This window comes from Virgisporangium ochraceum (assembly GCF_016863655.1).
Classification (GTDB): domain Bacteria; phylum Actinomycetota; class Actinomycetes; order Mycobacteriales; family Micromonosporaceae; genus Virgisporangium; species Virgisporangium ochraceum.
This window is the reverse complement of record NZ_BOPH01000105.1, coordinates 190,208-213,667: the sequence shown is the minus strand read 5'-3', so window position 1 is coordinate 213,667 and position 23,460 is coordinate 190,208. Positions and strand designations below refer to the sequence as shown.

The following is a 23,460-nucleotide window of genomic DNA, read 5'->3' as shown; positions in this document are numbered from 1 at the left end:
CCACACGGATCCTCCGCTACCGGCGGCTGGCGAGCACGGTTCGTGCGAGGTCGGCCGGGTCGCGGAGGCGCGGTTCGAAGGGCTCGTCGTCGGTGGTCAGGTCGGTCGGTACCGGCTCGGCGCGGCGGCGAGGCGCGCGAGCCCGGGCGGGCCGTCGCGGTCGAGGTCGGTGTCGAGGTCGCGGTCGTCGGTGGTTTCATGGGACGGGCGCAGCACGGTCAGCAGGTGCTGCAAATCCTGCTGGGCCTCGCGTCCCGCGGCGGCGACGGTGTCCAGGGCCGCCCGGGCTGTCGGCGGGTCCGTGGTGAACACGTACTGGGCAAGGTTGGCCTGCACCGAGATCACCGACATGTGGTGCGCCACCACGTCATGCGGTTCGCGGGCGATCCGCACCTGCTCCTCGGCGACGGCCTGCCGCTCGCGCGCCTCCTGCTCGCGCCGTAGCTGCTCGGTTCTGCACGACCAGGATGTGCATGGGAACCAGGTCGTAGTTGGTGCCGCTCCACGTGGTGGTGGTGAACGTCAGGACGGACCCGATGACGGCCATCCACCGTGGGCGGTGCGCGACGACGAAGTACAGCCCGATCACCGGTCCCCACCACACCAGGTCCATGTGGTAGCCGACGGCCATGTAGAACATGTGCGCGCCGTTGGAGATCACCAGCGCGGTCATCGGGAAGTACCGGCGGCCGGCGAACGGCAGCACGATGAGAGCGCTCAGCAGGTACGCCGGTCCCTCGAAGTCCTTACCGGTGACCGGGTCGTGGTTCCCGCCGGCGAACCAGGTGAGCCCGACCAGCGCGAGGTAGAAGACGACGTCCCAGAGCAGCGGTCGCCGGACGAACGCCATGACCGCTGCGTAGGGCGCGGGGGTGGTGGCGGTCGTCCGGTCAGGGGTGGACATCGCGCTACCGCGCCGGGTGGACGAGGCCGGACTCGTACGCCATCACCACCGCCTGCGCGCGGCTGGTCAGGCCGAGTTTGGCCATCAGGCGGGTGACGTGCGTCTTCACGGTCGCCTCGGCGACGACCAGCCGGCCGGCGATGTCGTGGTTGGACAGTCCCCGGCCGATGAGGCGCAGCACCTCCTGCTCCCTGGCGGTCAGGGCGTCGAGCGAGGGGCGGGCGACCGGCCGTTCGGTGTACGCCTCCACCAACCGGCGCAGCACGCTGGGCGCGTAGACCGCCTCGCCGTCGGTGACGGCGGTCAGCGCCGCCAGCAACCGGTCCGGCCCGGGCTCCAGGCCGGACTCGTCGGTCAGCAACTGGCGGGTCCGGCGGTAGGCGGCGAGCGCTTCGGCCCGCCGCCCACCGCGGTACAGGGCGGTCATCAGCTGGCCGGTGAGGCGCTCGCGCACCGGATTGGTCGTGACCGCGTCGACCAGGTCGGCGACGATCGCGAGGTGGCGTCCGGCGGCAAGCTCCGCGTCGAAGAGCTCCTCGACCGCGATGATCCGCCGCTCCTCCAGCGGCACCTTCAACTAGATGATCTATTCCGAGGGCTCGGACGTCCGTCCGCCTGTTTCGTGATGAATGTCGGGAGCTCCGCCATACCGATACGTCGATGATCGTGAGCGGGTGGGAGGCTATGAACATCAACAAGCGTTTGTGATGTTCGTAGCCTCCCACCCATCGGCATCGGTTGATGGCCGATGGTCCCGTGCGGGTCGCGGAACAGCCATCAAACAGGCAAAACGCCCAGTCATCCCGTGCCAGGCCTTGGAATCAATCATCTAGATGAACGAGGGCGAGGGCGTCCACGATCTGGACACCCTCGCCACCGCACCGTATGTGGAGATCGATGCTGGCGAACCGCTTCGGCTGCGTTGTGGCTGGCCGGTTTCGAGGTCAGGTCGACGGATATCCGAAGGTGACCGTCCCGAGCGGAGCCGCCTTCGCCGACGCGAAGACGGTCGTGCCGTTGACGGACAACCGGAAGGAGCGCAGCCGGAAGATCGTCGGCCCGTCGGTTTCGAGCACGAGCCGGTCGATGTCGCCGAGGTGGAGGTCGCCGTACGTGTCGACGACCCCGAGGCCGTTGACCGGGCCGTCGATGCGGTACCGGCGGTCGGCGGCGACGCGCAGGAACATCGGCACGGCGCTGAGCGGGATCGTGATCGGGCCCGGCACGGTCTGCTCGGCCTCGACCTCCACCGCCAGCACGTCGACGACCATGTTCTGCAGCGCGGCCCGCAGACCCGTCTCCGGGCGCAGGCCGTAGCGCCGCAGCGTCGTCCGGACGCTCATCGGGTCACCGCCGATCCGGGTGAGATCGCGGCGCAGTGAGGTCTCGCGGTGCCGCGCATGCCGGGCGACGATGCGGTCGGCGTACCGCCGGGCGCCGGCCTCGTTCGGGTGCAGGAACGAGGCGATGACGCTGACCTCGATCCGCCCGATCTCCCGGTTGACCGCCGAGACGGCGGTCCGCACGTTGGTCTGGAACTGTCCGGCGCCGTCCTCGATCACGGTGGTCAGCCGGGCGAGCATCGAGGTAGGACCGTCCAGGGAGTCGCGAATGGCCGTCAGCTCGCGCAGGACGCGGTCGCGGACGTGGTCCCGCAGGTCGGTCCCCACCAGGTTCGTGAGCTGAACGGCCCGCTGCAGCTCGGGAAGCCGGCCGATCCTCGGGATGGCCGCGGCGCGGGCCTCGAGGGCGACGTCGCGGACCTCGTGCCGGCCGTCGCCGGGCGCCCGGTACCCCTCGTGCAGGAACGGCGTGCCGTCGGCGAAGAGGCTGTTCTCGGGACGGAAGCCGGGATGGACGAAGAAGGTGCCGGTGCCGGGCGACACCTCGGCGACGGCTCGGCGCATCCAGTACAGGCCCCGGGTGTGTGCGAACTGCGACCGCCGCACGACCTCCCTGGCGAGCTCGTCGACGTCCTCGGTGAACAGGCCGGTGAACCAGCCCAGGTTGAACGGCAGCGCCCATCGGGAGAACCCGGTGGTGAGGACGTCGTTGAGCCACAGCTGCCAGCCGGGCCGACCGGACATGTGCTTGGCCATCGCCACGAGCTGGTCGTGGTCGGTCTTCGTAGAGAACGGCGAGTAGTACCCGGTCACCGCGATCACTGCCCGGGGGAAGGTCGCCCGGGCCCGCTCGAGCATCCGGAGCGTCCGTTCGTACGCGAACCGCTGGACGGCCCGGTCGATCTCGTCCAGGGAGCTTCCGTCGAGCGGGTCCAGGGCCTCGTCGATGCCGACGTCGTTGACGCTGCCGTCGACGATGAGCAGGTCGATGCGACGGGCGCGCGCGTCGTCGACCTGGTCCAGCTGGTAGGTGATGGTGGGGAACACGGCCGGTACCTCGCCGCAGGCGGCCCGGTTCGACGTGCCGCACAGGTCGCGCACCATGCTCTCGTCGCGGCCGCTGAGGAAGGCGGTGGCCTGGTCGTCGGCGACGAACAGGGCCGGGTAGGTGTCGTAGAACCGGTACCGGTCGCCGTCGGGCACCGTACTGGTGGCCCCGGAGGGCAGCGTGACCCGCCGTTCCCGGTCGCGCGTGCGGGCCGCCTCGAGCTTGGCCCCCGACCGGGCCGAGAACGGCGCCAGGACGAGCGTCCGCCGGTCCTCCTGGGCGATGCGACGTGCGGCCAGCCGGGCGAACGTGTCGTCCCGGGCGAGGCCCTGTCCCCACATCGCGGAGTCACCGAGAACGGCGACCCGCAGCACCTGATCGGTCACGGCAGCTCCCTCGCGCGGCGAACTTTGTCCTTTTCGTCATCTACGTGACATCGATCGACGTTCTGTGCCACGTCCTGGCACACTCGCGTGCGATGGGCTTCGTCGGCCGTCAGCGCGAGCTTCAGGTGCTCGACGACGTCCTCGTCGCGGCGGCAGGCGGCGAGGGCAGCGCGGTCCTGGTCACCGGTCCGGCGGGGATCGGGAAGACGGCCCTGTGCCGTGAGGTCGCGGCCCGCGCCCGGCGGGCCGGATTCACTGTCGCCTGGGGCGGCTGTTGGCCCGACGGCGGGGCGCCGCCGTGGTGGCCCTGGCCCGAGATCCTCGGCGCGGTCGACGGCGGGCGCGGCGCCGACCTGTTCGGCGCCGCCCACGACGCGGTCGAGCCGGAGCGCTTCGCCCGGTTCACCGCGATCCTGCGGATCCTCGACGCGGCCAGCGCGCAGGCGCCGCTGCTCGTCGTCGTCGACGACATCCACGCCGCCGACGCGAGCGCGCTCCTCCTGGTGCGCTTCCTCGCCCGGTCGGTTCCCTGGCGTCCCGTGCTGCTCCTGCTGACCCGCCGCGACGCCGCGGCGGGTCCGCAACCGCAGGACCCGGATCTCCACGACGAGACCATTCCGGTGACGCTCGGCGGCCTCGACCGGGCCGACACCGGGGCACTGGTGCGCGCCTGGGGCGAGCCGATCGACGACGATCTGCTGACCACGCTGTTCCGGGTCACCGGCGGCCATCCGCTGCACCTGCGCCGCGTGATGGCGATGGGTGGTCCGCACGAGGCCCGGCACGGGGTCCGTGAGGTCATCGCCCGTGCCGTGCGCGGGCTGAGCGACCACGCCTGCCGCGAGCTGAGCCTGGCCGCCCTGCTCGGACCGGCGCCGTCGGTGTTCGAAGCGGCCACCCTCAACCGGATCAGCCCGGCGGCGTTGCGTGAGTCGTTGGCCGAGGCGGCCGCCGACGGTCTGGTCGAGCTCGTCGGCCGGAGCCGGTTCACGTTCACGCACGAACTGGTCCGCGAGGTCCTCGTCGAGCAGCTGCGGCCCGCCGAGGAGGCGGAGGCGCACGCGCGGGCGGCCGACCTGTTGTCGGGCCCGGCCGGCGACGTCGACCGGCTCACCCGACGGGCACGGCATGCGCTGCTCGCCGCCGACCGGTCGGCCACCGACGCGCGGTTGGCGGTGACGGCCTGCCGGGCCGCCGCCCGGGCCATGCTCGACAGCTTCGGATACGAGCCGGCGGCCGACCTGTTCGCGGCGGCGGTGGCCGCCCATGAGCGCGCCGGTACCGACGAACCCCGGGCGCCGCTGCTGGTCGAGCACGCCGAGACGGTGCTGCGGTGCGGGCGGTTGGCCGAGGCGCGGGCGTTGTTCGACACGGCGGCCCGGGCGGCGGACGCGGAGGGCGACGTCGTGGCGATGGCGTCGGCGGCCGCCGGTCTCGGCGGTGTGTGGATCAACGAGCACAGAGATCGATGGGACCGGGAGCGCGTGGCCGCGCTGCAGCGGCGCGCGCTGGCCGCGCTTCCGCCCGACGAGGCGCACCTGCGGCACCGGCTGCGCCTGCGCCTCGCGGCGGAGGCGGTCTACCAGGGCGGTCCGGTCGACGCGGCGGTGGCGGCCCTCGACGACGCCCGTCGGCTGGGTGACGGAGGCGTCCTGGCCGAGGCGCTCTCGCTGGTGCATCACGCGTTGCTGACGCCGCGCCACACCGCCGACCGCCTGCCGCTCGCCGACGAGCTGATCGCCGTCGCGTCGCGGGCAGGTGAGGGCATGCTGGCGCTGCTGGGCCTGTGCTGGCGCACGGTGGACCTGTTCCACCTCGGTGACCACCGGGCCGAGCGGACCCTGACCGAGCTCGGCCGCCGCGCCGACGCGCTGGGCTGCCTGAGCATCCGGTACATCGTCGACGCCATCTCGACGATGCTGCTCATCCGGTCGGGGCGGCTGGAGGAGGCCGAGGCGTCCGCGTCGGCCTGCTACGACCTCGGCGCCCGGGTCGGCGACCCCGACGCGATGGGGATTCTCGGTGCACACCTGATGTCGATCCGCTGGCTGCAGGGCCGCGATGTCGAGATGCTGCCCATGGTCGAGGAGATCGCCGGTTCGCCGGGGCTCAACCCGGCCGAGTTCGCGTTCCAGGCGACGGCGGCGAGCCTGGCGGCCCGGGACGGCCAGCGGGAGAAGGCGGAGCAGACGCTCGATCGGCTGCTGGAGCCCGGACTGGAGGTGCTGCCGGAGTCGAGCACGTGGCTCGCGGGCATGCTCGCGATCGTCGAGGCGGCCCGGGCGCTCGACAACCGCGAGCTGGCCCGCCGCGCCCACGCGGTGCTGCTTCCCTACGCCGCCCTGCCGGTCATGCCGTCGCTGGCGGTGACGTGCTTCGGCTCGGTGGAACGCGTACTGGGGCTCGCGGCGTTGGTGCTCGGCGACCGGTCCCTCGCCGTCGCCCATCTGGAGCGCGCCGTCGCGGCGAACCGCGACCTGGGCAACCTGCCGGTCACCGCGGTGACCCGGGCCGACCTCGCCGAGGCGCTGATGGCCCGGTGCGGGCCCGGCGACCGCGACCGGGCGCGCGAGCTCGTCGAGCGGGCGTGCGCCGACGCCGACGGCATGGGGATGGCGGCCCGGACCGCCGCCTGGCGCGGGATCCTGGGCCGCACCGTGGCCCGGGACGGCACGATCCGGCGGCAAAACCGCTACTGGGCGCTCACCGTGGACGACCGACGCGTGGTGGTGGCCGACCGCATCGGGGTGCGGTATCTCGTCCGGTTGCTGACCAACCCCGACCGGGCCGTGCCGGCGCTGGAACTGGCCGGCACGCCGGCGGGAGCGGCACTGGCGGCGACGTCGTCGCAGCCACTGGCCGACGGGCCGGCGCGGGCGGCGTACCGCCGGCGGGTGCAGCAGCTGACCGACGCCCTGTCGACCGCCGACGCCCGCGGCGACCACGTCGGCAGCGAACGGCTGCAGTCGGAGCTCGACGCGCTGCTGGACGAGCTTCGACGCATGACCGGCAGGGGCGGACGCAGCCGCGCCTTCGTCGACGAGAGCGAACGGGCCAGGACCGCCGTCCGCAAGGCGATCAAACGCGCGATCGACGAGATCGCGGCCACCGAACCGGAACTGGGCCTCATGCTGCGGACCACCGTGACGACCGGCTACGTGTGCCGCTACACACCCGACCCGGTCGAGCCGGTGACCTGGACCCACCTCACCTCTTCCTGAGACAGAGCACGTAGTCGCCGCTCGTGCCCGGGCTCTTGTCCATGACGTAGCTCGCGTTCCACCTGCCCGCACCGGCCGTCGTGTCGCACCGTTTCTCGTCGGTGGTGAACGGCACCTTGGCGACGACCTCGTACGACTTCGCCGTGGTACAGGCGACCTTCCGGACCTCGGCATCGTTCTCGGTGCCCTCGTTGACGAAGCAGTCGCCCTTGACGAAGGTGTCGGGGTTGCTCCCGCCGGACCCCGTCGTCGGTGGTTTCGTGGTCCTGGTGGCGGTCGGTGTCGGCGGCCGGTCCGGCTTGTCGCCGCCCGCCTGCCCTCCTGGGCCGCCGATCGGGGGCGGAGCCGCGGATGGGGCCGACGCCGCCGACCCGGTGACCGACGCACCCGACGACGCGATGACGCCGGGGTAGCTCGACGGCGCGTCGTCGGTCTGTCCACTGAGGACCCACGTCGTCGCGCCGACGGCCACGGCGGCGGCGAGAACGGCGGAGCCGGCGGGAACCACGAACCACCGGTGCCGGGAGCGGGACGCCGACCGGTCGCCGTGGCCGGGGTCCTTGTCGTCTCTCATCGGGTACATCGGCAGTCCTCCCCGGCCAGCACCGTCATCGCGGCGTTGAGGCCGGTGTCGACCTGCCCGCCGCGTTCCAGGATGTTGAGGCCGAGCTCGTTGAGCCGGCGCAGCGTGTCGCCGTCGCGGAACTTCTGCTCGATGGCCGCGGCGACCCGGGTGTAGTGGGCGAGCCAGGCCTCCTGGGCCTGTCCCGCCGCCGTGTACTGCTGGCGCAGCTTCTCCGGAACCTCCTGCTGTGCCAGTTGGGCGAACTCCGTCCGGACCCGGGACACGTTGCCGCGTATCACGGCGAGCAGGGGACCCTTGTTGATCCGGATCATGTCCTCCGGGTTCGTCACGCCGGGGCGCGGGTCGGGCCGCAGGATCTCGTTGTGCTCCGTCGTCACGATGCTGTGGACCCGCTGGCACGTCGCGAGCACCTGCTTCCGGTACGCCACCACGGGTTCGTCGCGGTCCGGCAGGAGCGCGACGATGCCGGTCACCACGCCGAAGATCACCCCGGCGACCGTCGCGACCCCGACGATCGTCGCCAGCTTGTCCCGCCGCTGCCGTTCGCCGGACGAACCGGCCGGCGGATCGTCGCGGCCACCGGCCTCCGTCGGCGCCGGACGGCTCCTCCGATCCGGTCGTTTGTCCGGGTACCAGTCGTGGTCCGGTCGCATCGTCACCGCTCCTACTGCAGGGCCACCAGGATCGGCACGAGGCCACGTCCCGACGCCAGCGGCCGCAACGCCTTGCCGATCACCGCGCCGAAGGCGCGGTCGCGGTCGGTCGCTCTCATCGCATGGCCGGCGACAGTGGACGTGGTGAGCAGGTCACCCACGCCCACCGGGGCCACCACGGCGTCGACCTTGCAGAAGACGCGTCCGTTGAGCGCCAGCGGAAGCCGCGTGTCCGCGGCGGAACCGCCGCCCAGCACGAGCCCCGGCCGGTAGTCCCCGGCGCCGGAGATGACGCCGGCGACCCGTTGGTCGTACGCGCGGTCGGAGCCGCGGAGCCGGCCGTCGTCACCGAGCACCATGACGGTGCCGGGCTCGGGGTCCTCCGCGTCGTCGATCGGGAACACCTCGGCGCAGTCGGCGCCGGTGAGGATGATGTCGCCGCGGACCCGCAGCCGGCCCGCGGAGTCGAGGATCAGGTCGTCCTCTCCCGCCGACTCGTTGCGGACCACGAACCGCCGCCCGCCGGCCGGATCCGCGTCGTTGGTGGCCCGCATGCTGTAGCGCTGCGTACCGTCACCCCGCGAGTACAACGTGATCCGGGGGCTACCGCTGCGTTCGATCTTGATGTCCTTGTCGGTGAAGATGCCCTCGAGGTCGAACACCAGGATGTCGACGCCCTGGCTCTCGTTGCGCACCACCAGGCGTCGTCCGCCCGAATCGTCGCGGTCGTTCGTGGCCCGGATGCTGAACCGCTGCGTGCCGTTGCCCCGGGAGTGCAGAACCAGGCGGGGGCTTCCGTTGTACTCCAGGGTCACGTCACGGGCGATCTCCACCGGGGCGGCCGTGCCGCCGCCGCGCACGCCCACCGAGTCGGTGCCGAGAACCAGCGGGCTCACGGTGCCGTTCTGGTCGGCGACCGGTTGGCCCGTTCCGTTCAACGGGTTCTCGATCTCCAGCCCCACGCTCATGTGATGTCTCCCCTCGCGAGATCCGCTACCTGACCCGGACGGCGTGACACCGCCCGGCGATGTATGTGCCGCCCGACGGCACATACATCCGCACGGACGGCACGTCGAACCGAGGTAGCCCGACCAGGACGAGAGGAGCGACACGTGCGGACGTACGGCTTCATCCAGGCGCTACGGCGTCACCCCGAGGTCACAGACCGGCCGGTCTCGGTCGATTCGCTGCGGGAACGGTTCCGGCCGCGACCGGCCACGTCCGCGCGGGCGTTGCTCATCCGGATGGGACCGTTCGTCGCGGCGACCGACGCGTTCCGGTTCACCAACGGCTTCCCGATCACCGGTGAGATCGCGGCGCGCTACGCCGCCTTCGTCGGCGAGGAGCTCATCGAACAGGTCGCCCGCGCCGCCCTGCCCGGCTACCTGGAGGTGCTGACGGATCTCCGCATCCCGAACCCGATACCCGGCCTGCCCGACTTCACCCTGCCGGACGCCGTGATCGACCTCGTCATGAACCGCACGCTGGCCCGGCTCGTCGGTGGTCTGGTCGACCTGGGCCTCGACCCGATCGGGTCGACCTACGGCCGGTGCGGCGGGATGGCCTTCGCCGCCAACGACCTGTACCTCCGTGGTCGTCCGGTCGACCCCCGCACGACGATCCCGCCGGAGGACAGCCCGCTCGACGGGTACCTCCTCGACCGGCTGCTCGACAGCCTCGACCTCAACGTGCGCACGTTCCTGGACTGGCTCATGACGCTGCACGTGATGCCGAAGGTCGGCGAGTTCGCCACCGCCGCACTCCTCGACGCGGTGGGCGCTCCGCTCGGCACCGCGTTACGGCTGTTGGTGGGGTCGCGGCTGGACATCTTCGGGCTGGGCGGTGCCGACGTGCTGCTGACCCGGACGAAGCAGCAGTGGCGCACCCTCACACGTCGCCTCGACGAGCAGGCGGCCTGGCCCGTCGGAATCGTCTTCGGTGCCAGAAGGAACCCGTTCGACCAGCACCAGGTGCTCGCGATCGGCTACGACGACCCCGGAAACGGCACGGCGGAGCTGACGATCTGGGACAACAACCACGGCAACCGGGACCACACCCTGCGGATCGACTTCCGCGGCGACGAGCTGAAGGTACGCAACTACGACGGAGACGTGAAGGGAATCATCGCCGAACGGTACGAGGCCCGGATACCGCCGGCGCGGGTATGACGACGGCGGCCATGGTCTCGGCCCGCATACGTCGCGCAGGTCTGTGACGATGCCGCCGGCGGACGGGACGGTTCTCCCGAACCGTCCCGTCCCGCGCGTCGGTGCGGGGCTTTCAGCTGTGCGCCTTGGTCAGGTCGGGCCGGTGCTCCGGCGTCGGATCGGCGTCGTGCTCGTCGTGCTCGTCGAGCATCGTCGCCTCGTCGAACGGGTCCTCGCCGGACAGGACAGCGCGGGCGCGGTCCCGGTCGAACTCGCCGGTCCAGGTACCGACCAGGATCGTGGCGACGGCGTTGCCGGCGAAGTTGGTCAGAGCCCGCGCCTCGGACATGAACCGGTCGATGCCGACGATCAGGCCGACCCCGTCGACGAGGTCGGGACGGTGGCTCTGGAGGCCGCCGGCGAGCGTCGCCAGACCGGCACCGGTGATCCCGGCGGCACCCTTGGACGCGATCACCATGAACAGGAGCAGCGACACCTGCTCGCCGACCGACAGCGGGTCGCCCATCGCCTCGGCGATGAACAGTGACGCCATGGTCAGGTAGATCGCGGTGCCGTCGAGGTTGAACGAGTACCCGGTCGGCACGGTGATCCCGACGACCGGCTTGCTGACGCCGGCGTGCTCCATCTTCGCGATGAGGCGGGGCAGTGCCGACTCCGACGACGACGTCGACAGGATCAGGAGGAACTCCCGGCCGAGGTAGCGCAGCAGCGCGAAGAGGTTGATGCCGGCGACCGTGCGCAGCAGCACGCCGAGGACCACGAACACGAAGACGGCACACGTCGCGTAGAAGCCGAGCATGATCTGCGCCAGGCTCTTGAGGGCGTCGGTGCCGGTCGCACCGACGACGGCGGCCATCGCGCCGAACGCCCCGATCGGCGCCAACCACATGATCATCGCGAGGATCCGGAACACCAGCCGCTGGGCGGTGGCGACGGCCCGCAGCACCGGTTCCCCACGCGCACCCATGAGCTGGACGGCGAACCCGACGAGCAGCGCGACCATCAGCGTCTGGAGTACCTCGCCGGAGGTCAACGACGACACCAGCGTCGTCGGGATGATCCCGAGGATGAAGTCGGCCGTGCTCTCGTGGCTGGCGCCGCTGGCCGCCTTCTGGCCGGCCGCGGCGACGCTGTCGCTGAGGTTCAGCCCCGCACCCGGATGGACGAGGTTCCCGACGACGAGGCCGATCGCGAGCGCGACCGTCGACATCACCAGGAAGTACCCGAGTGCGAGCCCGCCGACCTTGCCGACCTTCGCGGCCTGCCGGACCGAGCCGACGCCGAGCACGATCGTGCAGAAGATGACCGGGCTGATCATCATCTTGATGAGGTTGACGAAGCCGGTTCCGATGGGCCGTAGCTCCACGGCCACGCTGGGTGCGGCGAAGCCGAGCGCGATGCCGGCGATCACGGCGACGATCACGGCGATGTACAGGTAGTGGGTGCGGTCCCGGCTGACCCGCCGGTCGGTGCTCTGGGTGGCCATGCCGAGAATGTGGTCTGGGTCTCAGCCGAACTCACGGTTACGGTCATTCTGTTCATCGCCCCGACCCAGGAACGGAACGTCCCGATGACACGTCGATGGAGCATCGCCGCACAGCTGTTCGCGCTCCAGGTCGTCGTCGTCACCCTCCTCGTCGGCGGCGGCCTGGCCGGCGCGGTGGCCCTCGCGCGCGACGACGCCCGCGACGCCGCGGTCGAGACCGTCGTCGCGGTCGCGGAGACGGTCGCGCGCTCACCGTCCACGGCCGAGGCGCTGGCGTCGGTGGACCCGGCGGGCCGGCTCCAGCCGTTCGCGGAGTCGACCCGGCTCGCGACCCACACCGACTTCGTCGTGGTGATGTCCCCGGACCGCACCCGGTACAGCCACCCGAATCCGGACCTGATCGGCAAGCGGTTCACCGGCGCGATCGAGCCGGCGCTGGCCGGCGGCCGGGTCGTCCAGGTCTTCACCGGCAGCCTCGGGGAGTCGGTGCGGGCGGTGGTGCCGGTCCGCGCTGAGAACGGGGCCGGTGACGGGGCGATCGTGGGCCTGGTCTCGGTCGGCATCACCACCGAGGAGATCAACCGCCGGTTGTCGCGGCAGGCGCCGGCGCTCGCGCTCGCGACCGCCGCCGCGCTGGTGCTGGCCGCCGGCGGCGCCTGGCTGTTGAGTCGTCGGTTGCGGCGGCAGACCCATGGTCTGGGACCGGCGGAGATGACCCGGATGTACGAGTACCACGACGCGGTGCTGCACGCCGTCCGCGAGGGTCTGGTGGTGGTCGACCGGGACGGGCGGATGACCCTCGCCAACGACGAGGGCCGGCGGCTGCTCGGCCTCCGCGACGACGCCGGCACCGACCGTCCGGTGGCGGACCTGGACCTGCCGGCGGCGGTCGGTGAGCTTCTCGTCTCGGGCCGGCCGGCCGAGGACGAGGTCGTCGTCGCCGGTGAACGGGTCCTGGTCGCCAACCAGCGCGTCACCCGGTTCGACGGACGGCGCCTGGGTACGGTCCTGACCCTGCGCGACCACACCGACCTGCGTATGCTCGCCGGCGAGCTCGACTCGGTCCGCGGCCTCACCGACGCGCTGCGGGCGCAGGCGCACGAGGCCGCCAACCGCCTGCACACCGTGCTGACGCTGGTGGAGCTCGGCCGCACCGACGAGGCCGTCGGGCTGGCGACCGCGGAGCTGGCGCTCGCCCAGCAGCTCACCGATCAGGTCGTCGGCGCGGTCACCGAGCCGGCGCTGGCCGCGTTGCTGCTCGGCAAGTCCGCACAGGCCGCCGAGCGCGGCGTCGAGCTCGTGGTCGACGACGGAGCCCGTCTCGACGGCGAGCCGGTGCCGTCGCGGGACCTGCTCACCGTGGTCGGCAACCTCGTCGACAACGCGCTCGAGGCGGTCGCCGGCACCGAGCCGCCGCGCCGGGTCACGGTGCACGTGTCGGCCGACGACGACGAGGTGGTGGTGCGGGTCGGCGACTCCGGGCCGGGGCTGCCCGCCGAGCAGGTCGCGGAGGCGTTCCGGCGCGGCTGGTCCACCAAGCAGCAGGGTCGCGGCCTCGGGCTGGCGCTGGTCGGTCAGGTGGTCCGGCGCTACGGCGGCCGGTACGACGTCGGTACCGCGCCGGTGGGCGGCGCGCTGGTGACCGTGCGGCTGCCGAGGCGGACATGAGTCCGGACATCCGGGTCCTCGTCGTCGAGGACGAGCCGCTGCTGGCCGAGGCGCACCGGGTCTACACCGAGCGGCTGCCCGGCTTCACGGTCGTCGATGTCGCCCTGACGGCGAGGGACGCCTTCGCGGTCCTGCGCACCGGTTCGGTCGACCTGGTGCTGCTCGACCTCAACCTGCCCGACCGGCACGGCCTGGAGATCTGCCGCGCCCTGCGGGCGGCCGGCAGCGGCGTCGACGTCCTCGCCGTGACCTCCGCCCGCGACCTGACGGTGATCCGTGCCGCCGTGGCGCTCGGGGTGACCCAGTACCTGCTCAAGCCGTTCACGTTCGCGGCGTTCCGCGACAAGCTCGACCGCTACGCCCAGTACCGCAGCCAGGTCTCCGGCACCGGAGAGGTCGCCGCCCAACACGAGGTCGACCGGGTCTTCGCGACCCTGCGCGCCACCCCGGCCACGTCCCTCCCGAAAGGCCTCGACGCGACGACGCTCGACCTGGTACTGGCCGCCCTACGCACCGCCGAGCCGGACGGAATGTCGGCGGCGGAGGTAGCGGACCGGACCGGCGCGTCACGCGTGACCGCGCGCCGGTACCTGGAGTACCTGGCCGAGACACAGATGGTGGTGAGGGCTCCGCGCTACCGCGGCCCGGGCCGGCCGGAGGTCGAGTACCGCCCGGTCCGTCCGTAAGCGGTGGCACGCTGCCACATCGCGGCACCGCCGCTGGGGATCCGAACGGCTGATCGCCTCCGGGTGAATCGCCGGACCGCCCGCCCGTTGAGCACGAAGCGGCGCTTGCGGTTCAGTACAAATAGGACGTCGTGCCGACGCCGGTCCGGTCCGGCCGACTCGCGGCAGGTGTTGGCGGGCGGGGCCCGACTCAATCTCAAGGGTGGCTTGATGGTGACGCTTGCGCGGGTGGTGTTGGATGACGGCTCGTCGATCCTGGTGGAGGCACCGGTGCCGGCCGGTGGTCCGGTGAAGGCAGGACGACTCGGCGACACGATTCGTGACCTTCCGTCCACCCTTGGGACGGCACTGGGCCCGGTGGCCAGCATGGCGCGCACCGTGCTCAACCAGTTGCGTCAGGCAGGCCCGGACGAGCTCCAGGTGGAGTTCGGAGTCGAACTCGCCACCGAGTCCGGGGTGGTGATCACGCGCGCGCAGGCGACCTGCCACCTCCAGGTGACGATGACGTGGCGGCGCGAGGCAGGTGTGTCGGATTCCCCCCTCGCCGTTTCCGGCTAGCGGCGAAGACCTGCGCGACACAGTGGTGGAACACCCTCGGGAAAACGCTGGATGACAGCCACGACAGATGGAGCCGGGTCGGAGGGCGCGACGTTCTGGCCGCCTCCGGTTCGGGCGGTGGCGCAGATCGTCGACCCGAACGGGACCGTCGTCGGCGCGGGGTTCCTGATCACTCCTGACCTCGTCGCCACCTGCGCGCATGTCGTCGTCGCCGCGGACGCTGCGCCAGGTGGTCACGTTCAGGTGCGCATGCTGCGTCCGGGTCACGACGACGGTCTGCTTCCGGCGAGAGCGAGTGTCGAGGTCGACGGATGGCGGGACTCGAGCGCCGAAGACGTGGCGCTGCTGCGGCTCGAGCGACCCGTCACGGACGTGCCCACCGCGACGTTGGGTGCCGCCGCGGCATGTCGGGGGCGTTCCGTGGCCGCTTTCGGGTTTCCCGCACAGGGACAGCCCAACGGCCAACACGCTCGGGCGACCGGTGGGGACCTCGTGCCGACCGGCACCGCCGCCGGAACCCTGCTGCAACTGCACGACGCGAACGACCTGACTGTCGGGTTCAGCGGCGGGCCCGTGTTCGACGAGGCGTCGGGCGTCGTCGTCGGCATGCTCACCGAGATCATCGGCGCGGATCAGCACCTGCGCGGCACCGCGGTCGCGTTCGCCACCCGCGCCGAGGTGCTACGAGAGGTCGTGGCGTCGCTGGCGCCGGGCCTCGCCCACGATGCGCCGTGCCCGTACCGGGGCCTCCAGCCGTTCACCGAGGAGCACGTCCGATGGTTCCACGGTCGTGACGACGCGATCGAGCGCGTGATAGATGCCCTGCGCCGGTCTCGGCTCGTGGTGCTTCTCGGCCCGTCCGGAGCGGGGAAGTCGTCCCTGGTCCGGGCTGGCGTCCTGCCCGCGGTCCGAGCGGGCGGCATCGCCGGTGGGGCGCAATGGATCCAGGTCGTCGCCCGACCCGGTCGTGACCTGCGATCGGAGCTGAGGCAGGCCGGTCTGCCCGCGGCTGCGGGCGAGCAAAGCCTGGCCGCCGCGGTGTCAGCTCGCCTGTCCGGACGGGAATCGACTCAGGCATCCGAAGCGGGCGCGATGGCGACCACCGCAGCAGGACTGTTGCTGGTGGTGGACCAGTTCGAGGAACTACTCGTCCAGGCGCCCGCCGAGGACCGTGTCGGTGCGAGCCCGACGGGTGTCCACGGCGATCTGCTGGCCGCACTCGACGCGGTTCCCGCGCTGCGACTCGTCCTGATCGTCCGGGACGACTTCTATCCGCAGCTGGCAGCACAGGCGCCGGCGCTGCTGCGGCGAGCGACATCGGGGCTGGTCAACGTTCCGGCGACGCTCAACCGCCGGCAGCTTCGCGACATCATCGTCCGCCCCGCCGAACAGGCCGGCTTGCATGTGCCGGACGCGCTGGTCGAGCAGATCATCACCGACGTACTCGCCGTCGATCCGATGGGCCCATCCGACCACGCACCGGTCACGGTGCTACCACTTGTAGAGCTGGCGTTGGAACAGTTGTGGCACCGCCGGGTCGCGGGTGCTCTCACCAGCACCGCCTATCGTGAGATCGGCGGGGTCACGGGCGGCATGACGACCTGGTGTGAAACCGTTCTCCACGGACTCGCTGACGCTCAACGGCGCGCGGTCCGCGGCGTACTGATCGCCCTCGTACGGCCCGCCGACCCTGACTTCGCCGTCCCCGCCGTTCGTCGCTCGGTGCCCGTCGAGGCGCTGGAAGAGCTGGTGCCGGACGCGAACAACGTCCTTCAGGCGCTCGTCGCAGCCCGGATCGTGACCACCCGGACTGCACTGCCTACTGAAACCCAGCCACACCCCGGTCCGGTCGCCGAGCTCGTCCACGAGGCCCTGATCCGCGACTGGCCGGCCCTCCGCGAGTGGGTCGCCACTGACCGCCTGTTTCAGGACTGGCTCGATCGCGCCGATCAGCACGCCCGGCGCTGGAGCCGTGGCCGTTCGGCCGACGACCTGCTGCGGGGAAGCACTCTCGAGGAAGGGTTGACGTGGTGGGAGCAACGGCCGCTGCCCGGACCCGTCACGGAGCTTCTTGCCGCCAGTCGCACGGCCCGGCGCCGGTCCGCACGGCGTGTCCAGGCCGTCATCGCAGCTCTGGTCGGGCTGCTCGCAGTCGCCGTGGTCGTCGGCTCGCTCGCGCTGTGGCAGCGGCAGGTTGCGGTCACCGCGCAGCAGGCCGCCGAGTCGCGGCAGCTCGCCGCAGAGTCGGCCAGCCTGGCCGAGAGCCAGCCGGACCTGTCGGCGCTGCTGGCGGCGGAGGCGTTCGAACACGCGGCGACCGCTGAAGCGGCAACGAGCCTTGTCGTGGCCGCCAACCGTGGCCTGTTGCGGACCCTGCGGGGGCACTCTGACACCGTGTGGTGCCTGGCGTACCGACCTGACGGGCGGACACTCGTCACCGGCTCCTGGGACGGCACCGCACGACTATGGGATGTCGCCACCGGCACCCTGCTGACCACCTACACCGGGCACAACGACCGGATCACCGCGGTCGCCGTAGCTGCGGACGGCCGCTGGGTCGCCACGAGCAGCGATGACGGCACCACACGACTGTGGTCCGCCGCCACCGGTGAAACGATCGCCATCGTCGGCGCACCGCCGTCCGATGCCGCGGTGCCGCACCGGGTCAACCACGTGACGTTCAGCCCGAGCGGCGACCTGATCGCCACCACCGGCGACGACCGGGCCATCCGCTTGTGGCGGGTACCCGACGGCAGGCCGGCAGGTGCCCTCACAGGCCACCTGACAAGCACCAACCTCGTCGTGTTCAGCCCTGACGGCGCCACGCTCATGTCGACCAGCAACGGCTCACCGGTGTATCTGTGGGACGTCGCGGGCGCACGCTCCATCGGGTCGCTCAACGGTCACACCGCACGGGTACGGACAGCCGCGTTCGGCCCAGACGGCGAGACTGCGGTCACCGGAAGCGACGACGGCACCGCGCGACTCTGGAACCTCAGGACAGGCGCGGTCATCGCGACACTCGTCGGCCACGGGGCGCCGGTCATCACGGCGGCCATCAGCCCGAACGGATCGCTGCTGGCCACCGGCGGCGACGACGGCACGGCCCGGCTGTGGAACGTGCGAACAGGCACCGCCGTTGCAACCCTGACCGGGCATAGGGCGCCGGTCAACACGCTGGCTTTCAGTCCGGACTCCGCGGTGCTCGCCACCGGCAGCAGAGATCACACCGTTCGACTGTGGACATCATCCGGTGGCCGACCCGTCGCCGCCCTTGCGGGTCACCACGGCGACGTCACCGCGCTGGCGTTCGGCCCGGACGGATCGACCCTCGCCTCGGCCGGTGCCGACCACACGGTCAGGCTGTGGACACCGACGGCGGGCCGTCCGACGAGGACGTTCGTCGGGCACACCGGCGTGGTGTCGACAGCCGCCTACGGCACCGACGGACGGGTGGCGGTGAGCGCCGGCGCCGACCGGACAGCCCGGATATGGGACCTGACCTCCGGCCGTCCCGGCCCCGTCCTGACCGGCCACACCGACGCCGTCGGAGTTGTCGCAATCAGCCCGGACAGCCGAACCGTCGCCACCGCCGGCAGCGACGGGACCACCCGCCTGTGGGACGTCAACAGCGGGCGGGCTGGACCGGTGCTGACAGGTCACCACGGCGCCGTCACCGGCGTGACCTTCACCGCCGACGGTCGATCCGTGCTGACCGCCGGTGCCGATGGAACCGCACGTCTGTGGGAGGCGACGTCCGGACGGCCCGGACCGGTCCTCGCCGGCCACACCGACAGGATCCGGTCCCTGGCTCTGAGCCCGGACGGCCGGGCCGCTGTCACGGCTGGCTCCGACGGGTTAACACGGCTGTGGCGGGTACCCGGTGGTGACCTCATGCTCACCCTGAGCGGTCCGGACGGTGAGGTCACCAGCACGGCGTTCAGCCCGGACGGCCGCATGATTGCCACTGCATACCTGACCGGGGCGGTTCACGTGTGGTCGATCCACGACGGGAGGATCATCTTGACCTTGCACGATCCGTCGGGACGGGGCGCAGCGCCGTCCGCTGTGACGTTCAGCCCTGACAGCCGCTTCCTCGCATCAGCCGGCTCCGACGGTTCCGCGCGCCTGTGGTCGCTTCCGGCCGGCCACGCGGCGGCCACCCTCACCGGGCACACGGCACCGCTGTCGAGCGCGGTGTTCAGCCCCGACGGGCAGATTCTCGCCACCGGCAGTGCGGACGGCACCGTCCGGTTGTGGGATCTGGAGACCTACGCGGAGATCGCCCGGTTCGACGGCGCCTCCGACCCGAATCGAACGGTCGCGTTCAGTCCGGACAGCCGTCACGTCTTCGCCGCGTACACCTCGACGAAGCTCGCGCTGTGGCCGGTACCCGTACGCGGACTTCAGGCACTGGCCGGCCTGTGCACGGCCGTCGGCCGGCAACTCAGCCGGGAGGAACGCACACTCCATGTCCCCACCCGCAGAGGCCGTGCCGCGGCCTGCCGACGTGAAGGGTAATCATGAGGACGGTCCGACCCTGGATGTTGACCACCGCGGCAGTCGCGCTCGCTGCGACGCTGATCGGTGGGGCGGCCTACATGATGGCGCCCACCGCACAGTCCGACGATACGGTGACGCAGACCGAGAGCGGTGGGATGTCGACACCGTCGGTGGTAGCGACCTCCGAACCAACCGGCCACGTGCCCACTCCGGTGCCCACGACACGGGCACCCAGAACGGGACCACCGCGAGTCGTCGTCTCCAACCAGGGACTTGCCAACTGGGCCATTCCGCGCAGGATGACAGATGCCGACCTGGAGTCGCTCAATGCGGCGGGCCCGCCTGGAGCGGACCAGGCGGAGCGCCATACGGCGGTCATGAAGTGGCTGATCAAGAACGGTGGGGCCGAGATCCGCACCACCGACCTGACCCTGACCGTCACCGCTGTAGATCCTGGTACGGCGATCACGGGGGTCCGAGCGCGAGTCAAAGCCCGCGGGGCGGTCCACGCCGGTGGAGCCCTCCGGGTCCAGCAGGGCGGAGAGATCCCGCCGCTGATCGCCACTCTGGACCTCGACGGCTCCGCCCCGGCGGCGCCCGAGTTCGACCGGCGGTCCCTGCCACTGGAGGTCGGTCGGTCGGTCGAAGTCGTCGTCATGGCCAGGGTCAGCCACTCCACCGTGTCGTGGGACCTGATACTGGACATTTCGGCAGGCGGGATCGCCTCGAGTATCACGGTCGACCACAGCATGCCGACACTGCGGACAACCGCTGTGGCCGGCACCACGAACGGCGACTACACCGAGAACTACAAGTACGAGGACCATTATCAGAGCGTGGCTGACTACGGCGACACCATCCAGTGGGCAGGTCCGAGCTGACCGGAGCCGGATTTGCATCGACGTTCGGGCCGTCTGGCCCCGACCGGCGGTGGCTTGCGGTCACTGGCGTTCCTGCACGCGTTCCTGCACATCGGGCAGCGGGACAATTGCGACCGACATGAGGTTCGGAGTTCGGTGCGGCCGCGCTTGTCGACCCAGGTCTGGCTCAGCGCCCGCTTCGGGCCCACTCGGATGCCCACGGCCGGCCCGGTCCTGTGTGTGATCGAACAGAGGACGTGGAGGCAGGCACAGCAGCGATCGGTGCGCCAGCTTCAGCGACTTTGCTCGCTGTCCCCGTGGCGTTCAGCGCCGCGCGTGGACCGCGGCTGGCGGTCGCCGCGTCGGCGGCCATGCTGATGGCGGCGTCGAGCGGACCGACGACCGCGCTGACGGTGACCGAACCGCGGCAACGGATGCCCACCGTCGCGGGGTCGATCAGCCGCCGCTGCGTGAGGCGCTCGGCTGCGCCGCCGGTGCGGCGTCGACGGTGTAGCCGGCGAAGCCGTCCCTGGTCGCCACCACGACGTGCCGGCCGACGATGGCCTGTACACCGACCCACCGGGTGACGGCCCACAACGGCCGGCCCTCGGTCGGGGCGCCCACCCGGTTGCACACCGTCAACGCCGCGCCGCCGGGACGTCGCTTGGCGGTCTTCGCGTCGGGGGTGCGGTAGGTCTCGCGGAAGTCGTACCGGATCGACTCCCAGCACCACATCGGCTCGTCCTCGCCGACCGGGCGGGTGTTGCCGGTGCGCAGGTCGAGCGCGGCGAGCGCGTTGTCGACCGGCACGACGATCTGACCGTCGCCGGCGACCGGTGGGTACGCCCCGGGGCCCTGGTCACCGGCCAGCCCTTCGACCGGACCCAGGTCGCGGGTCCAGGTCGTGCGTCCGGTGGCCAGGTCGAAGCCCTCGATGGTGACGTTCAGCGCGTCGAACACGGTCTCGTCGTCGGCGAACCGGACGGTGCCCCGGTAGCGGCAGCGCACCCCGGCCCCGGGCGGCATGTCGATGCCGGCACACCCGTACCAGCTGCCGTCGTCACGCCATTTCACCTCGCCGGTCTCCTCCGACAGGGCGACGGTCGAGCTGCCGGTGGCCAGATCCCGGGAGTAGTAGCCGGCCGTGTACCCGGGCTTCTTCCACACCGATCCCACGAACAGCCGCTGGTCGGCGATGTGCTGCCACCGGTAGCCGCCGTCGGTGGTGAAGCCGCCCGGCAACGCCTCGGCCAGCGGACGCTTCCACACGATGCGTCCGTCACGGCGCAGGGCCAGCACCTCCGCGGGGCGGACGCCCAGTTCCACCAAACCCTTGTCGGCGAGGACCCGCATCGAGTCGGCGTCGGTGCCGTCGCGCTCGAAGGCTCCCGTGGCGGCGACCAGCCGCTTCGGGACGGCTTTCGTGCCGGTCTTCGGCGCGGAGGTGACGCACACGTCGGTGTTGTTGGCGCAGGGCGACAACACGCCGGTGAACACCGCGGGGCTGGTCTTCGCCACGTCGGCACCGGTGCGGGGGTCGGCGAGCACCAGCTCGGCCAGCTTGTCCGTACTCTGTGTCGGGCGCAGGTAGGCGACCCGGTCGCCGACCAGCGCGGGCCGCGCGGCCGCGCCGAGGTTGAGCCAGCCGAGGCTCGCCTCCTTCTCCCACCGCACCGCGCCGGTCGACGGCTCGATGCCGACGAGGTACAGGCGCTCGGCGCGCGTGGTGTACGTGACCACCATGCCGGCGACCGCGTAGGGCTGCGTCACCGGCGTGGCGGCGATCGTCCACACCCGCACCGGCTCCGGATCGCCGACGACCGCACCGGACTTGAGGTCGCCACCGCAGCCGCCGACGCCGAACGCGGCCACGACGGCAGCCGAGAGTGCAAGGAGCCGCATGTCGACCCTCCCCGTGATGCGGAACCGCCTTACTATGCCGTCGGACGCCGAGAGCTCAAAATCGGTCGATGCAAGGCCGTGGGTCCGCGTCCTGAACCGAGCAGAATGGACGACGATGGCCCTGACCCTCGAGTACGCGTTCACGATCGCCGCCGATCTCGGTGAGGTCCGTGAGGTCGGCAGGACCCACGCCGGTGTCCGGCGGGTCATCCCGATCGTCGGTGGCACCGTCACCGGACCGTCGCTGACCGGCGAGATCCTGCCCGGCGGCGCCGACTGGAACGTCGTGCGGTCCGACGGGGCCGTTCATATCTGGGCCCGGTACGAGATCCGGCTCTCCGACGGCGCGATCGTGTCGGTCGTCAACGAGGGACTCGGGTACGTCGACGCGGCGGCCCCCGACGCCGGGAACACGCGGTCGATACCGACGCACCCGGTGTTCGAAGTACCCGACGGCGGCCCGATGTGGCTCGCCACAGGGTTCTTCCTCGGCGAGCTCAAGCCCGGCGACGGCCACGTGACCATCGACGTCAGCCGCGTTCGGACCGCCGCGAAGGCGTGACGGGGTGATGTGCCTCAAGGAGGCGGCCGTGCGTGGGCCAGCACGTCCCGCACCGCGTCCGTCGTGCGGGCGAGCGCCGGCGCGGTAAGCGCTGTCAGCTTCTCGCGGCCGAACTGGCAGCCGGTCAGTTACCGCACCGGTTGACTACCCGATGATCGGCGCTGCCTGATCAGCGACGAACGACGGTCAGCAAACTGCCCGGCCCGGCCGGTAGTGATCGGCCGTTATGATCCCGACAATGACTCCGATTCGGGATCCGGCCCTGCTCACACGGCTCCCGACAGACGAGGCCGAGTGGCCGGCGGTCACCCAGCTTTCGGCCATGGAGGTGCGAGACCTCGCTGGTCTCGAACGCTGTTCGGCTCTGGAGGTCCTGGCCCTGTCAGGGTGCGGCGACCTCGACGTCAGCCACCTCGCCGGCCTTGCCCGGCTGGAGGCCCTCAGCATCTCCGACAGCGGACTGACCTCGATCGCGGGACTGACCGGCAGTACACAGCTCGGATCCTTCGACCTGTCCCGCAACCTCGTCACCGATCTGCGGCCGCTCCTGGAGATGCCCAACCTCAGCATCATCGACGTCACCGGCAACCCGATCACGGACGACTCGTTCAACCAGGTACTGCCCAAGCTCCAGGCGCGCGGCGCGTTTGTCCAGTACTCCACCCGCGCGGACTGGCAGCTGACCATTCGACTGCGAGAAGCCGGTCTGCCGTTCAGCGTCTACCGTAAGCAGAGCAAGCTGCGCCTGTTCAGCCCCGGGCTCGATCACACGACGTCGCCGGCCTTTGGCCACACCGTCGTCACCGCCGCGGAGATCGATCGGCTGCTCGCCGACGATCCGGCCGGGATCTACGCGCTCTTCGCCAAGGGCGAGGACAACTGGCAGATCTAGCCATATAGGTGCGGGTTCCTTACGTGTCGCCGGG

The 23,460-nt window shown here is 71.4% G+C and carries 18 protein-coding genes; 9 read left to right on the top strand and 9 right to left on the bottom strand.

Annotated features, from left to right (window positions below; translation table 11 throughout):
* Positions 1-96: 96 nt before the first annotated feature.
* The 4 genes from Voc01_RS39065 to Voc01_RS39050 all read right to left on the bottom strand — a co-directional run bounded on the left by Voc01_RS39065 (position 97) and on the right by Voc01_RS39050 (position 3,681).
* Positions 97-393, bottom strand: coding sequence for a histidine kinase dimerization/phosphoacceptor domain-containing protein (locus tag Voc01_RS39065; protein ID WP_203932726.1), 297 nt, complete (start codon positions 391-393; stop codon positions 97-99).
* Positions 368-904 carry a hypothetical protein gene (locus Voc01_RS39060; protein WP_203932725.1) on the bottom strand — a complete coding sequence of 179 codons (537 nt, stop codon included), beginning with the start codon at positions 902-904 and terminating at the stop codon, positions 368-370. The genes Voc01_RS39065 and Voc01_RS39060 overlap by 26 nt, the downstream gene beginning before the upstream one ends.
* Before the next feature lie 4 nt (positions 905-908).
* Entirely contained in the window at positions 909-1,475 is a 567-nt protein-coding gene (locus tag Voc01_RS54280) for a BTAD domain-containing putative transcriptional regulator (RefSeq protein ID WP_275423802.1), read from the bottom strand.
* A 373-nt stretch (positions 1,476-1,848) separates the two neighbouring features.
* Positions 1,849-3,681, bottom strand: coding sequence for a hypothetical protein (locus Voc01_RS39050; RefSeq protein ID WP_203932723.1), 1,833 nt, complete (start codon positions 3,679-3,681; stop codon positions 1,849-1,851).
* A 44-nt stretch (positions 3,682-3,725) separates the two neighbouring features.
* Here Voc01_RS39050 and Voc01_RS39045 point away from each other — a divergent pair, with 44 nt between their 5' ends.
* Positions 3,726-6,902, top strand: a complete 3,177-nt coding sequence (locus tag Voc01_RS39045) for an ATP-binding protein (protein ID WP_203932722.1) — start codon at positions 3,726-3,728, stop codon at positions 6,900-6,902.
* On the opposite strand, the gene Voc01_RS39040 is transcribed toward Voc01_RS39045, so the two are convergent.
* Genes Voc01_RS39040 through Voc01_RS39030 form a run of 3 tightly spaced genes read right to left on the bottom strand, consistent with a single transcriptional unit; the run spans position 6,889 to position 9,109 of the window.
* Positions 6,889-7,485, bottom strand: a complete 597-nt coding sequence (locus Voc01_RS39040; RefSeq protein WP_203932721.1) for an LppU/SCO3897 family protein — start codon at positions 7,483-7,485, stop codon at positions 6,889-6,891. The genes Voc01_RS39045 and Voc01_RS39040 overlap by 14 nt on opposite strands.
* Positions 7,473-8,147 (bottom strand): hypothetical protein, encoded by a 675-nt coding sequence (locus Voc01_RS39035; RefSeq protein ID WP_203932720.1) that lies wholly within the window; start codon positions 8,145-8,147, stop codon positions 7,473-7,475. The genes Voc01_RS39040 and Voc01_RS39035 overlap by 13 nt, the downstream gene beginning before the upstream one ends.
* Positions 8,148-8,152: 5 nt before the next feature.
* A complete protein-coding gene (locus Voc01_RS39030; RefSeq protein ID WP_203932719.1) occupies positions 8,153-9,109 on the bottom strand; it encodes a hypothetical protein in 957 nt (318 codons plus the stop codon).
* Between the two features lie 144 nt (positions 9,110-9,253).
* Here Voc01_RS39030 and Voc01_RS39025 point away from each other — a divergent pair, with 144 nt between their 5' ends.
* Positions 9,254-10,309: a hypothetical protein gene (locus tag Voc01_RS39025; RefSeq protein WP_203932718.1), complete on the top strand. Its 1,056-nt coding sequence runs from the start codon at positions 9,254-9,256 to the stop codon at positions 10,307-10,309.
* 112 nt (positions 10,310-10,421) lie between these two features.
* On the opposite strand, the gene Voc01_RS39020 is transcribed toward Voc01_RS39025, so the two are convergent.
* Complete coding sequence (locus Voc01_RS39020) at positions 10,422-11,795, bottom strand: cation:dicarboxylate symporter family transporter (protein ID WP_203932717.1); 1,374 nt, start codon at positions 11,793-11,795, stop codon at positions 10,422-10,424.
* A gap of 84 nt (positions 11,796-11,879) precedes the next feature.
* Between Voc01_RS39020 and Voc01_RS39015 the strand changes: the two genes are divergently transcribed.
* The 5 genes from Voc01_RS39015 (at position 11,880) to Voc01_RS38995 (ending at position 20,091) form a co-directional block, all read left to right on the top strand.
* A complete protein-coding gene (locus Voc01_RS39015; protein ID WP_203932716.1) occupies positions 11,880-13,463 on the top strand; it encodes a sensor histidine kinase in 1,584 nt (527 codons plus the stop codon).
* The gene (locus tag Voc01_RS39010; protein ID WP_203932715.1) at positions 13,460-14,149 is read left to right on the top strand and encodes a response regulator; all 690 of its coding nucleotides are present in this window, start codon (positions 13,460-13,462) and stop codon (positions 14,147-14,149) included. The genes Voc01_RS39015 and Voc01_RS39010 overlap by 4 nt, the downstream gene beginning before the upstream one ends.
* 210 nt (positions 14,150-14,359) lie before the next feature.
* Positions 14,360-14,707 carry a CU044_2847 family protein gene (locus Voc01_RS39005; protein WP_203932714.1) on the top strand — a complete coding sequence of 116 codons (348 nt, stop codon included), beginning with the start codon at positions 14,360-14,362 and terminating at the stop codon, positions 14,705-14,707.
* Positions 14,708-14,758: 51 nt separating this feature from the next.
* Positions 14,759-19,228: an nSTAND1 domain-containing NTPase gene (locus Voc01_RS39000; protein ID WP_203932713.1), complete on the top strand. Its 4,470-nt coding sequence runs from the start codon at positions 14,759-14,761 to the stop codon at positions 19,226-19,228.
* A 23-nt stretch (positions 19,229-19,251) separates the two neighbouring features.
* A complete protein-coding gene (locus Voc01_RS38995) occupies positions 19,252-20,091 on the top strand; it encodes a hypothetical protein (RefSeq protein WP_203932712.1) in 840 nt (279 codons plus the stop codon).
* 435 nt (positions 20,092-20,526) lie between these two features.
* Here Voc01_RS38995 and Voc01_RS38990 read toward each other — a convergent pair whose 3' ends face one another.
* Positions 20,527-21,972, bottom strand: a complete 1,446-nt coding sequence (locus Voc01_RS38990) for an outer membrane protein assembly factor BamB family protein (protein WP_203932711.1) — start codon at positions 21,970-21,972, stop codon at positions 20,527-20,529.
* 115 nt (positions 21,973-22,087) lie between these two features.
* Between Voc01_RS38990 and Voc01_RS38985 the strand changes: the two genes are divergently transcribed.
* Positions 22,088-22,534 (top strand): DUF3237 family protein, encoded by a 447-nt coding sequence (locus Voc01_RS38985; protein ID WP_203932710.1) that lies wholly within the window; start codon positions 22,088-22,090, stop codon positions 22,532-22,534.
* 238 nt (positions 22,535-22,772) lie between these two features.
* Positions 22,773-23,426: a leucine-rich repeat domain-containing protein gene (locus Voc01_RS38980; protein WP_203932709.1), complete on the top strand. Its 654-nt coding sequence runs from the start codon at positions 22,773-22,775 to the stop codon at positions 23,424-23,426.
* Positions 23,427-23,460 lie beyond the last annotated feature (34 nt).